The sequence below is a fragment of the Methylovirgula sp. 4M-Z18 genome (genome assembly GCF_037890675.1).
GTDB lineage: Bacteria > Pseudomonadota > Alphaproteobacteria > Rhizobiales > Beijerinckiaceae > 4M-Z18.
On sequence record NZ_CP149575.1, the window covers coordinates 73,001 to 86,127 of the forward strand.

8 protein-coding genes and 1 pseudogene are annotated in these 13,127 nt (G+C 61.5%); 3 read left to right on the forward strand and 6 right to left on the reverse strand.

The window, feature by feature from the left end; all coding sequences use genetic code 11:
- Positions 1-173 precede the first annotated feature (173 nt).
- Both V9T28_RS22795 and V9T28_RS22800 read right to left on the reverse strand, forming a co-directional pair.
- Complete coding sequence (locus V9T28_RS22795; protein ID WP_116401948.1) at positions 174-2,678, reverse strand: CoA transferase; 2,505 nt, start codon at positions 2,676-2,678, stop codon at positions 174-176.
- 29 nt (positions 2,679-2,707) lie between these two features.
- Entirely contained in the window at positions 2,708-4,378 is a 1,671-nt protein-coding gene (locus V9T28_RS22800) for a GMC family oxidoreductase (protein ID WP_245424182.1), read from the reverse strand.
- Between the two features lie 167 nt (positions 4,379-4,545).
- On the opposite strand from V9T28_RS22800, the gene V9T28_RS22805 reads away from it, so the two are divergent.
- A complete protein-coding gene (locus tag V9T28_RS22805; protein WP_116401947.1) occupies positions 4,546-5,439 on the forward strand; it encodes a LysR substrate-binding domain-containing protein in 894 nt (297 codons plus the stop codon).
- Positions 5,440-5,553: 114 nt separating this feature from the next.
- Positions 5,554-6,111, forward strand: a pseudogene (locus V9T28_RS22810) (NYN domain-containing protein); the annotation flags it as partial.
- 263 nt (positions 6,112-6,374) lie between these two features.
- Here V9T28_RS22810 and V9T28_RS22815 read toward each other — a convergent pair.
- The 4 genes from V9T28_RS22815 to V9T28_RS22830 form a co-directional block, all read right to left on the reverse strand.
- On the reverse strand, positions 6,375-7,565 hold the full coding sequence (locus tag V9T28_RS22815) for a DUF3734 domain-containing protein (RefSeq protein ID WP_339071863.1): 1,191 nt from the start codon (positions 7,563-7,565) through the stop codon (positions 6,375-6,377).
- Between the two features lie 130 nt (positions 7,566-7,695).
- The gene (locus tag V9T28_RS22820; RefSeq protein ID WP_116402819.1) at positions 7,696-8,160 is read right to left on the reverse strand and encodes a hypothetical protein; all 465 of its coding nucleotides are present in this window, start codon (positions 8,158-8,160) and stop codon (positions 7,696-7,698) included.
- Positions 8,157-11,267 (reverse strand): efflux RND transporter permease subunit, encoded by a 3,111-nt coding sequence (locus V9T28_RS22825; protein WP_339071864.1) that lies wholly within the window; start codon positions 11,265-11,267, stop codon positions 8,157-8,159. Before V9T28_RS22825 ends, V9T28_RS22820 begins: the two co-directional genes overlap by 4 nt.
- Positions 11,264-12,337 carry an efflux RND transporter periplasmic adaptor subunit gene (locus tag V9T28_RS22830; protein WP_339071865.1) on the reverse strand — a complete coding sequence of 358 codons (1,074 nt, stop codon included), beginning with the start codon at positions 12,335-12,337 and terminating at the stop codon, positions 11,264-11,266. Before V9T28_RS22830 ends, V9T28_RS22825 begins: the two co-directional genes overlap by 4 nt.
- A gap of 110 nt (positions 12,338-12,447) precedes the next feature.
- On the opposite strand from V9T28_RS22830, the gene V9T28_RS22835 reads away from it, so the two are divergent.
- The gene (locus tag V9T28_RS22835; protein ID WP_116402093.1) at positions 12,448-13,098 is read left to right on the forward strand and encodes a TetR/AcrR family transcriptional regulator; all 651 of its coding nucleotides are present in this window, start codon (positions 12,448-12,450) and stop codon (positions 13,096-13,098) included.
- The last annotated feature ends 29 nt before the right edge of the window (positions 13,099-13,127 follow it).

Consider the following 13,127-nt stretch of genomic DNA (forward strand, 5'->3'; position numbering starts at 1 on the left):
AACGGGTTCGGTCATTGATGATCGCTTTCGAAGGTGGGCATGATGTTGTTGCGGAGTAGACTAGCAGCGGACAGGCTCTATTGATCACGATCAAAGCTGTGCACACGGGCGCTCTTCACGCGCGTTAGGTTCGCGGGTTAGCACCGCTGGAGACACCGCGGCGCTTATTCCGCTTAACTCGGCAGGTATTCTCGGCTCCAGCTTTCGCTGACGACACCCGCCGCCACCAGACTGTCGATGCTGGCGTCGTCGTAGCCCAGCGTTTGCAGGACGCGCCGGGTCGACGCACCGTATTTCTCGGCGGACGCTAATTGGCTGACCTTGCCGACAAGCGGTCTGACCGCGAGGGGGTCGAGAAGGGTCACCGCGTGGCCGCTCGGGTGGTCTGCATAACGCGAGAACGCATAGCTGCCGCGGTCGGTGCCCGGAGAGCCATCGGCGGGACGGCAATTGCCGGCACGAAGGGACTCGATGTCGTCGCAGATCACCGCGCCGATATCCGCCGCCCGCAGGCGAGCCGTCCAGGTTGCGGCGTCTTCCCCGCCGAAAGCGCGTGCGAGGAAGTCTTCTCTCTCCCCCGGGTCCAGCGCGACGAGATCCTTCAACCCTTCCACCATGAGAAAGCGCGGCAGGTCCCGCTCGGATGCGCCGAGCAGTAACCATCTATCCGCGGCCTTGTAGAGATGATTGAGGGCATCCGTCCCCATTGCCGCCCGTCCCGCCGGCTCGTTGAAGGGGCTGCGCCCGATATAGTCGTAGCAGAACGGCATCTGAGCCAGTCCGCTGAGGGCTGAAAGGGAGGTGCGCGGGCGGCCGATCCGGCCGATACGCCGTTTCTGGAAGAGGGCGGCCCCGATGCCGAGTGCTGCCCCAAAGCCGCACATGACGTCGATGGTGCCGACATGGGCATGCTCCTCGGGCGTTTCCATGCCGCCGCCGAAGCGCAGCATGATACCGGTGGCGGCCTGCACGAGATCGTCATAGCCCAGATAGTCGGTGCGGGGGCCGCGCCGCACGCCGCCAAAGCAATCGAGCTGGCAGAAGATCGCGTTCGGGTTGAGCGTACGCAAGCCCTCGGCGTCGAGGCCCATGCTCTTCACCTGGCGGTCGGTGGCATTCCAGACGACGACGTCGACCGAGCGGACCAGCTCTTCGAACAAGGTGCGTCCCTCGGGGGACCGGATGTCGGCGAGCAGCGATTGCTTGCCGCGCATATGCGTCATGCCGAAGATCACCGTGTTCCAGCAATCGTAGAGGGGGGAAGCCGGGTCGATCTTGATCACCTCGGCCCCGAAGCGGGCAAGATAGGCCGCCGAGTGCGGGCCGGCGATGACGTTGCAAAGGTCGAGGACGCGAACGCCGTCGAGCCAGCCTTTTCGTTCGGACCGCGGCGCTTCGCGGACAGCCGGGGAATCAGGCCGTGCGGAGAGAAAGTCCAGCGCCTCCTCGAAGCTCACGGCCTTGCGCGGGGCCGGTGTGAGCATCGCCTCGCCGCTCTCCTGCAGCCAGGCCATCGCTCCGGGCTGGATCATGCGGCCATAGACGGGATCCTCGACTTCCACCATCAGCCCAGCGCTCTCGGCATGGTCGTCGCTGATCCACTCCTGCAGCCAGCGCTGCGGCGCACCGGGAAATTGCCCCTTGCCGAAGATGCGTTCCCATTCCTTCGCGGTGCGGGTGAGGAAGATCTCTTTCATGCGGGCCGCGATCCTGTCGGCCCAATGCTTGGGCAGGGGATAGACGCCGAGCGAGACGTCCGAGGACCATTCCGACACGGGCAGATAGGTGTCCGGTTCTTCGGAAAGGCCTTCCGAAACCAGCTCGTCATACAGGCCCAGCGTCTGCAGGCAGCGTTTGGCGTGATACCTGTGGCTGGGGCAGACCACGTAGAAACTGCGTCCGTCCTTGCACATGTAGCTGCGATAGAAGGGATCGAGGAAATCCTGCAGCGCTTCATAGGTAACGTTCATCGGCAGGCCCTCGCCCTGCCGCCGCTCGATTTCGCGCTCGCGCTGCGTTTGGTAGCGCAGGGGGTAGTTCTCGATCCGGATCGAATTGTAGCTGAGGCCCTCCATCACGGCGCTGGCGAGAGGCACCTCGATCTGGTCGCCAGCGCCGGTCATCTCGCGCGCCTGCAGCGCCAGCACGGCCGCGGAAGCGGCCAGCATGGTCCCGTAGGCGGAAGCCAGCGGTAGCGGCGAGAAGCAGGGGTTGATGCCCATCAACACCCGGTTGAGCCCCATGTCGGTGAAGACGCCGGAGGACGCGGCGACGACGGATTCGAAGGCGCGCCATTCGCGGCGCAGTTCGTCATTGGAGGCAAAGCCGGGGATCGAAACGGTGATGAGTTCGGGGCGCACCTGGCGCAGCACCTCGAAATCAAGGCCGAGACGAGCCATCACGCCCGGGCGGAAGTTCTCGATCACGATATCGGCCTGGGTGACGAGCTCTCGGGCCTTCGCCAGGCCCTCCGGGGTCTTCAGGTCCAGACGGAGCGTGAGCTTGTTGCGATTGAGCGTCGCATTGGCCGGGCTGTCCCAGAGCGGGCCGGCCGGCGGATCGATATGGACGACGCTGGCGCCGAGATCGCCCAGGATCATCGCCACGGCGGGCCCGGCGATGTACTGCCCGAAATCGACAACCGTGACACCGCAGAGCGGAAGGACTGAACGTTGCATGATGGCTTCTTCGCTTGTTCGAGGGAGGATCAGGCGCAAGCATCCTGCCGGATCAGGCGCGCGGCCTTCTCGGCGATCATCAGGGTCGGCGAATTGGTGTTGCCGCTGGTGATCGCCGGCATGATGCTCGCATCGACCACGCGCAATCCGTCCACCCCGCGGACGCGCAAGCGGCTGTCGACCACCGCCAACCGATCGTCATCGCGTCCCATTTTGGCGGTACCGACCGGGTGGAAGATGGTGTTGGCGATGTCGCCGGCGAGCTTGGCCAGTTCCTCGTCGGTCTGGAACTCGACGCCCGGCTTCCATTCCACCGGCTTGTAGGGGGCCAGCGCCGGCTGGCTCGCCACACGACGGACATGACGCAGGCTGTCGGCGGCGACCTTGCGGTCCTCGGCCGTGGAGAGATAGCAGGGCGCGATCGCCGGTGCGTCCGCCGCCCGGCTGGAGCGGATGCGCACGCTGCCCCGGCTGGTCGGATTGAGATTGCACACGCTCGCCGTAAAGGCCGGAAAGTCGTGCAGCGGCTCGCCGAAGGCGTTCAGGCTGAGCGGCTGCACGTGATATTCCAGATTGGCATGGGTGCGGCCGGGATCGGAGCGGCTGAAGGCGCCGAGCTGGGAGGGCGCCATGCTCATCGGCCCGCTGCGCCGGATGAGATATTGGAGGCCGATGCCCATCTTGCCGACAAGGCTGTTCGCCAGGGTGTTGAGCGTGCGAGCGCCCTCGATCTTGAACACCGCCCGGATCTGCAGGTGGTCCTGCAGGTTCTCGCCCACGCCCGGCAACTCGTGCACGACCTCGATGCCGTACGACCGCAGCAGGCCGGCCGGGCCGATGCCGGAGAGCTGCAGGAGCTGGGGAGAGCCGATGGCACCGGCCGAGAGAACCACCTCGCGCCGGGCCTCGACCTCGACCAGTCCTCCGCCGCGCCGCAACACCACGCCGGTGCAGCGGCGGCGGCCGTCACCCCCGGCGGCGAAGGTGAGGCGCTCGACCTCGGCCTGTGTCCATACGCTGAGATTGGCGCGCCCGCGGGCGGGCCGCAGGAAAGCCTTGGCGGTGTTCCAGCGCCAGCCGGCCCGCTGGTTGACGTCGAAATAGCCGACGCCCTCATTGTCGCCGGTGTTGAAATCCTCGCTGCGGGGCACCCCGGCCTGCACCGCCGCCGCCGCAAAGGCGTCCAGGATGTCCCAGCGCAGGCGCTGCTTCTCGATGCGCCATTCGCCGCCATGGCCGTGCAGGTCGGAAAAGCGGCTGTTGTCGCCGGTGGCGGGATTGGCACCGCCGTCGAGGCGGTAATGGTCCTCATGGGCCTTGAAATCCGGCAGGCTGTTGGCCCAGCTCCACGCCTCGTCCCCGGTCGCGGCCGCCCAGCCGTCATAGTCGCGCGCCTGGCCGCGCATATAGATCATGCCGTTGATCGAAGAGCAGCCGCCCAGCGTCTTGCCGCGCGGATAGCGCAGCGACCGCCCGTTCAGGCCCGGCTCGGCTTCCGTCTGGTAGAGCCAGTCCGTGCGGGGATTGCCGATACAATAGAGGTAGCCGACCGGAATGTGGATCCAGGGATAATTGTCCGCCCGCCCCGCCTCCAGCAGCAGTACTCGGCGCGAGGGATCGGCGGAGAGACGATTGGCCAGCAGGCAGCCGGCCGTGCCGGCGCCGACAATGATGTAATCAACGATTTCACGATTGGCCACGATGCCGCCCCGCGTAAGGAGGGCTGGTGCCGTACCAAAAGCCCTCATCGATCCGAACAATGCTTAGTCTCTCCATTAACGTTGAAATATCTCGCCTGAACAGGCAGAAAAGTCTCATCTCATCATTAGATTTTTCAATATAGGAATATGCGGAACAGGAGCCTGCGATGCGTGATCTGCCTCCCCTGAAAGCGCTGCGCGCCTTCGAAGCCTGCGTTCGCCTCGGCAGTTTCACGCGTGCCGCCCAGGAACTGAATGTCGGGCAGCCGGCGATCAGCCATCAGATCCAGACGCTAGAGCAGGATATCGGCAGCGCGCTGTTCGAACGGCGGGGCGCGCGAACCGTGCCCACGAGCGAGGCGCTCGGCTATCACCGTCGCATCGCCGGCGCCCTGTCAGACATGGCGCAGGCCACGGTCGAGATGCGGCGCAATGCGCGTCGGACGGCGCTGGCCCTGTCAACCTATCCCGGCCTTGCCATGTTCTGGCTGATGCCCAGACTCGCGGTTCTGCGCCAAACAGAGCCTCAGCTTATTGTCCGTGTCACCACGGCCGAGCGAGACGAGGACATGCGGATCGAGGATGCCGACTGTGCCATTCTGTTCGGCGACGGCCACTGGCCCGGCTTCGAAAGCCGCCTGTTGGTCAGGGAGGAGGTGGTGCCGGTCGCGGCACCGGCAATGGCAGCCCGCGTCAGGGAGCATTCCCGTGCAAGTCTGCTCGAGCAGGGCCCGCTGATCCACCTCGGGGATCAAAGCCATCGCTGGTTTACCTGGCAGGATTGGCGCGACCGGCGCGCGCCGGACGCCGGGCGGATCGATGCCAGCGTTCATGTCACCAATCATGCGATTGCCATCCATCAGTCGCTGATGGGCGCGGGCATTGCGCTCGGCTGGCGCGGCGTGGTCGAAGACCTGCTTGCCAACGGGCTGCTTGTAACCCTCGACACGGAGCCCCTGCGGTCGAAGCGCGGCTACTACCTGGTGGCGCGGCACAAGATCATGGCTTCCGCCGTTGGGCGCTCCCTAATCCAGGCTCTCTCCGCCCTGGAACCTCGTTGAGGTGGCTCTCGTACTCGACGAGGCACTCAGACCTCAATTATGTGCTTACGAGACGAAGGTTCATACTCCGCACGGTCTTAGCGCAGGATTTTAAACCGCTCTTGTTCTACCCCCAAACACGCCATCATCCCGCAGCAGCAATTCGCTTATACGACGGGAAAGAATGCCTCCGATATAACCCTGGTGATCGATGCCATGGACTTACTGCACAGCGGCCGCTTCGACGGCTTCTGCCTGGTGTCGTCGGACAGTGATTTCACGCGGCTCGCCGCGCGTATCCGGGAGCAGGGAGTGGACGTGTTCGGGTTCGGCGAGCAAAAGACGCCGGAGAGCTTTCGGCAGGCGTGCCGGCGGTTCGTCTACACCGAAAACCTGCTCCCCGGGGCGGGCAGGGACGAACAAGGCACCACATCGACGGACAAGCCTTTGCAGCCGGCGAGCGCCGCTGTGCCGCTGATCAAGAAGGTGCTGGCGCAGGAGGACACCGAGGACGGCTGGGTCAATCTTGGCACCGTCGGCAAACAGTTGCTGAACCTTGCGCCGAACTTTGACTCGCGCACCTTCGGGTTCCGCAAGCTCAGCGATCTGATCCGCAAAACAAACCAGTTCGAAGTTCAGCAGGCCGAGGGCGGTCCCGTGCGCATTCGGGTGAAACAAAGAGGCAAAAAGTAGCGTCAGTCGCCAGCAAGGTCGCTGGGCTTGCGCGGCGTCGGAACGTTACGTCGACGCTCAGGAGGATTTTTCAACTTTGTAGGGAACGCAGAAGCCTCTAGCTGTGCTCCGCGCGAGACCAGTCCGCCGCTGGGGCGGTTGGGGGCAAGTCGTGCCGCCTGGCGCATGGCTCGTTCGGTGAGGTGCATAGAGAGGGCCCGGTTCCGCCCTTGGGATTCCTTCATAAAGGCCTCGTCGACCGGGTGATGAACATCCTTCGGCCGCTATTCGCGGCCGTGCTCCGCGACATCGAACATGAAGACGCCGTCGAGGCTGCGCGGCCGTTCGAGCACTTGGGGATGCCTCAGCGTGCGGACGGTGTCGTAATAGCCTGCCCGCCAGTGATCCTCCATGCTTCGGCGCGAGAACTCGTAGTCTTTGGAGTCGCCTTCATACTCTTTCGATCGATAAATGAGTTGGATAAGATTCCAGGTCTTGGGCTGGGACGCTGCGCGCAAAATCTCCACTTCGGAACTCGCCGCCAATTCCTCCGGCAATTTCTCGATGAGTCTCGAGAGGGCGTTCCGCAAAACCTGTATTTCCCGGAAGCGATCGGATTCGGCGCGGGTCCGGCTTGAATATTGGATTTCTTTCAGCCGCGTCGGAACTTGCGCCATATTGCGCGGCAGCTCGCCGCTAGACGACCAGAGATCGACCTGGAATGCGAGTGTATCGCGTTCCGGTTGGTTTTCGACCACCCAACGCAGCGGTGTGTTCGAGATCAGGCCGCCATCCCAGTAGTGCTCGCCGTCGATCTCGATCGCGGGAAATCCGGGTGGCAGCGCACCGCTCGCCATCACATGCTCAGGGCGGATTCGGTGCGTCGTGGAGTCGAAATTGACGAAGTTACCCGTGTGCACATTGACGGCACCAACACTCAAGCGCATGTCATCACCGTTGATGCGGTCGAAATCGACGAGCCGCTCCAACGTTGTTCTGAGCGGGCGCGTGTCGTAATAACTCGTGGCCTCAATCGAGCCATGTGGCCATAACCAAGAGATCATCGGGCGCGGCTCGAAGAACCCTGATGCGCCCATAGACAAGGCTTGGCCCGCGCTCCACCGGTTGAGCATGGCGCGAGCAGCGTCGCCCTTGAGCAGCGCCGTGAGATCGGTATCATATCCCAGCGGCCCGGGCGAGGTGACGAGTTCCCAGAATTGCCTAAGTTTCGCGACGCGCTCATGAGGCGGATTGCCGGCAATAATGGCGGCGTTTATGGCCCCGATTGAAATGCCGGCGGTCCAGTCGGGGTGGAGTCCCGCCTCGACAAGGGCTTCATAGACGCCTCCCTGATAGGCGCCTAGCGCGCCGCCGCCTTGTAGCAACAAGGCAATGCATTCGAAGGGCAGGCGTCTCATGGGCCGTTGCGTCAACCTAAGTGGGCGGTGCTTCTCGAGCTGAACATCGTCAAGCATGATGAACTCCTATCATTGTCTCTCTATGCCAAATACCAGTCGGCAGCGTGAATTGTCGTTGGATTCCCTATCGCACTTTCCGAGATATGCGGCTTGAATGCGCGTCGGCTTCGAGCCAAGCGCGCTCGACTCACATCACAGTTCGACGCACGTTGTCCAAGTCCGCTCTGCCGACGAGGCTGAATTCCAGAAGCGGATCGGGATCGAGTCTCTTGGCCAAGGCCTCTGTCGCGAGTTGCCGGAGCTCGATGCTCGGTTTCAGAGAAATTTCGACAATGGTGCTAACAACCGCCTCTGCCGTGGCAACAACGTTGGGCGAAGCAAAGAACCGCATGCGGTTAATAAGTCCGACCAGGTGTTGCTCATCGCCCGTCAGCTCGATCCCGTCACGTGTGTAGGCGCGCAAAAGCAAATTCGACGCGTGGAACACGAAATCGGCATAGACTGTCTCCCTTTTCGCAACCTCAGCAGCAACGCGCTGAAGACGGTCTTGGCTGCGTTGCGTGTAGATGGCGGCGATGAGCGAGGTGCCACCGCCGATGAGAGCACCGACGAGCGCCGAGACCGGACTCAAAAGGGCTGGATCGATATTCATGTCGCTTCCACCGCGCTTCCTGGCGAAAAATCCGCATTGACTTGCTGAAGCGCTTCGGGGTGGACCTGTGGATCAGGTCGCTTGATCCGGAACCAGGTTATGTAGAGCGCCGGAAGGAAGACGAGGGTCAGAAGCGTCGCAACCGCGAGGCCGCCCATGATCGCATAAGCCATCGGTCCCCAAAAAATAGTCGGAGCGATCGGGATCATCCCGAGAATGGCCGCAGCTGCCGTCAGCAAGATCGGGCGGAACCGACGGGTTGTCGCTTCAACCACTGCGTCCCATGGATGGCGCCCATGGGTTTTCTCCTTTTCGATTTGATCGATCAGGATCACCGAATTGCGTGCGATCATGCCTGTGAGTGCCAGCACGCCAAGCAGCGCCACGAACCCTAAGGGCTTGTCGGACAATAGAAGCGCCGCAACCACCCCAATGATCCCGAGAGGAGCCACGCTGAGCACTAGGAACAGGCGATTGAACCCCTGGAGTTGAAGCATCAATACCGTGAGCATGAGGATGAGCATCAGCGGCATAACGACGATGACCGACGTCTGCGCCTTGTTGCTTTCCTCAACGCTCCCGCCAACGTCGATATGATAGCCACTCGGCAGGCTGGCGCGCAGCTGCGCGATCTTCGGTTCCAAATCCTGCACTACGGTCGCAGCCTGAATCCCCGGCATGAGATCCGCCTGCACGGTGACGGTGGGGCGCCGGTCACGCTGCCAAACGATGGGATATTCCTGGCCGTAATCAACCGAGGCAATTTGGCTCAAAGGAATGGTCCGCCCGTTCGGCAGCGGCACTTGAAGCGTCCGAATAGTCGTTAGCGACATACGCTGCTCCGCCGAAGCCCGCGCCAACACGTCAACAAGATAGATGCCGCTACGCACTTGGGTGGCAGTCGTGCCGGACATGACAGTGTTGAGCGCCTGGGCTAGATCCTGCGAGCTCAGTCCGAGAAGGCGAACTTGATCCTGGTCCACCCGGATTCTGACGGTCCGCGCCGGATCCATCCAGTTGTAGTTAACATTTTTCGCGTCGGGGTTGGACCCGACCAACTGTGCCACCTTGAACGCGATCGTACGCACTTCGTCCGCTTGTGGTCCCTCCACCCGATATTGGATCGGCCATCCGACGGGCGGTCCAAGTTCAAGCGGATAGACACGCCCTACGACATTGGGGAACTCATCCGCCAGCGCCTTTTCCAGCCTGGATTTCACGCGCTCGCGCTGCTCAAGCCCCTTGGTGACGATCACCGCCTGGGCGAATGAGTCGTTTGGCAATTGAACATTGAGTGGTAGGTAGAACCGGACGGACCCCTGGCCGATATTCGTGCTCCAATGGTCGATGTCTTTGTCGCCCGTCAAAATCTTGTCGAAGCGGGCCGAAAGGTTGCGGGTTGCATAGATCGACGCATTTTCCGGGAGCTGCAAATCCACGAGCAATTCGGGCCGGTCAGATGACGGGAAAAACTGTTGCGGAACGAGACGCATGCCATAGAGGGCCGCGCCAAAGAGGCTGAGCGTGATGAGCAGCGTCATCCAACGCGCACGCATAGCAAGGACCAGCAAGGCGCGGAACCTGCGCATGATCGGGCCTGGTTCTTCGGAGTGCGTCACTTTGGGCTTCTTAAGAATCCAAGTGCCCAGCAATGGCGCAAAGATGACCGCAACGATCCAAGACGCGAGCAAGGCGATGGCCACCACAGCGAAAATCGAAAACGTGTACTCGCCTGCGCCGCTGCGCGCGAAACCGATGGGCACGAAGCCTGTAACCGTAACGAGCGTGCCGGTGAGCATCGGAAACGCTGTGGATGTATAGGCAAAGGTCGCGGCATGCTCTTTGTCATCACCTTGCTCCAGCCTTGTAACCATGGTCTCGACGGTGATCATGGCATCATCGACTAAAAGGCCGAGAGCGATGATAAGCGCGCCGAGCGAGATGCGCTGAAGGTCAATGCCAACCAAACTCATTACGACGAAAACTGCCGCAAGAACGAGGGGAATTGACAAGGCGACTACGGCGCCAGCGCGCAGGCCAAGGCTGACCAAACTCACGCAAAGAACGATGGCAACCGCCTCCCAAAGAGCCTCCATGAAATCGGCGACCGCATTTGCGACCGTCACAGGTTGATTGGCAATGAGTGTGGGCTCGATCCCGACGGGGAGATTTGCGGTAATATCCGTCATGGTCTTTGCAACATTGTGGCCGAGGGCCAAGATGTCGCCGCCCTTACTCATGGCAATCGCCAGCCCAATCGCGTCGCGTCCGTTGACGCGGAACATCGGTTGAGCGGGGTCAGCAGGGCCACGCGTCACATGGGCGATGTCACCTAGGCGAATGATGCGGCCATTCGCGACAAAATTAACGCTGAGAATGTCCTGCTCGGAGCGGAACGCGCCAGACACACGCACGAGAATCTTCTCATCGTCCGTTTGCACCACACCAGCGGGCGTCACCGAGTTTTGGGCCTGCAAAGCAGCCAGCAGAGCCGAACGCTGAATGCCTAAGCCCGCCAATTGCTCAGTCGAGAATTCCACATAGATGCGTTCGTCCTGGGCCCCGAGAACATCGATTTTCGAAATATTTGGCAATTGCAGCAGCCGCTTGCGGACGTCTTCCACATAGTCTTTCAGCTCGCGGTGGGTGAATCCGTCCGCAGTGAAGCCGTAGACGATGCCATAGGTATCGCCGAACTCGTCATTGAAGCCTGGGCCGATGATCCCACTTGGCAGTGTGCCGCGGATATCGCCAACCTTCTTGCGCACCTGATACCAGATGTCCGGGACTTGAGCCGAGGGCGTTGAGTCCTTCAAGTTGACAAAAATGGTGGCCTTGCCCGGAGACGTATAACTCTTCACATAATCCAGGCTGGGCGTTTCCTGAAGCTTGCGCTCCACACGATCTGTGATCTGCTCCAGCATATCGCTGACCGTTGCTCCCGGCCATTCGACCTGCACAACCATCGTCTTAATGGTGAAGTCCGGGTCCTCGCTCCGCCCGAGCCGGAAATAAGATCCGATGCCCGCGATCGCGATGATCAGCATGAAATAGGTGACGAGGGAGCGATGCCGGATTGCCCAATCGGAGAGGTTGAAGTTCGTCATTGGTTGTCTCCCAACAGGCGAACCTTTTGGCCAGGGAACAAAGTCTGAATGCCAGCTGTGACGACGAATTCACCATTCTCCAGCCCCTGCGAAATGACGAGGGAAGCCGGATCGTAGCGTAGAACCACCACATTACGCAGAGACACTGTCTGGCTTTTCGGATCGACCACCCAAACTGCCGGGTGTCCATTGGCCTCGGTAAGAGCACTCGCCGGCACTTCCACGCCGGCTGGCGCGGATAATTTTATGCGGCCCGTCACGGTTGCGCCCAAGCGCAGGGTTTCTGGCGGGTTCGCGATGCCAACCTTGATCTGGAATGTCCGGGTCGCCGCATCAGCCTCAGGCGCAACCTCCCGCACACGACCGGTCGCTCTCACTTGCGGGTCCTGCGTCAGCGCGATCTCGACGGCGGGATCGCGCGGCCCGGTCCGAATGAGCTCTTCAGGTACGTCGAACACGGCATCGAGTCCGCCTTGGCGCGCGACTTGAACAACCATTTGCCCTGCATGGACGACTTCGCCGGGTTCGGCACCAACAGCTGTCACCGAACCGGGAGCATCAGCCGACAGAACGGCGTAACCTAATTGATCCCGTGCGTTATTCTCCTGTGCCTGCGCCGAGTCGACTTGCGCCTGGGTGCTGGAAAGGCTTTCTTGGGCTGCCTCGAATTGAGCATGGGACGCCCATTCATCCTTCACGCCCTGCTGCACACGTGCAAAATTGAGCCGCGCTTGGGTCAGTTGCGCATTGGCCGACGTGAGAGTCGCTTGCGCCGAACGCAGCGCATTTTCCTGGTTCTCGGGATCAAGCTTGGCGACGATCTGACCAACTGTCAGCACATCGCCGACATGCACCGGTCGCTCGATCATGCGACCATCAAGGCGAAAGGCGAGGCTGACTTGATCCTTTGCGCGAATCTGCCCGATCAGCGAGACGGTCTCGCCTTCGGCACGCCGTTCGATCGTCACTGTACGGACCGGTCGCGCTTCAGGCGGCGAAGGTTGATCCTCGTGACAGCCTGTGAGGGATATGGCGAGCAGGCCGACGGCTGTAATCTTGCGTTTAATCATAGGAATCGTACCCCTAGGGCATAAGAGCGATCGGCGAGGCGATCGCCCCTTGCTCCGAATTACATCCTGTAGTATAACTAATTGCACTAAAGAGTGCAAGTGGAGTTTTTATGGCAATTCACAGCGGTTCAACCCAAATCGCCTCGACGACCCGGCGCAGCGGGTCACGAGAGGCCATAGTGGACGCGGCCCATCGCCTTTTCTTGGAACGCGGTTTCGGTGCGGTGAGGATGGACGAACTGGCGGAAGCCGCAGGCGTGGCACGGCGCACGCTCTACAATCAGTTCGCAAACAAGGAGGAGATTTTCCGGGAGATGCTCTTGCGGGTGTCACGCCAGCTTGAGACCGCTTTCCCACCCGGGGTCGAGACTCAGGGTGGCGTTGAAGAGGTTCTGCGCCTCATCGCGCGTGTGATCTTGGATTTACATAAGAGTCCGGAATATCTCGGGTTCCTCCGCATGGTTGTTGCGGACTCGCGTCAATTTCCCTGGATTGCCGAAGAGTTGGCGGTCGTTATGAACCCTCAAACGGAGCGACTTGTGCGCTTTCTCGCCCATCTGACATCCTTGGGTGTCCTAAACTGCCGTAACCCGACCTTAGCAGCCCATCAATTCATGGGAGCCCTGAACGATCTGTCTTTATGGCCCTGGATGCTCGGTCGCCCCCGACTCCCCGTTCCGGACGACGAGGTGATCGAAGCGACGGTCCAGATGTTCCTGAAGTATTACCAGTCGGCCCCGATCAAGGAATCGCGATCGTGATAGTACGACATGATCTCGGAGGCTTTTTT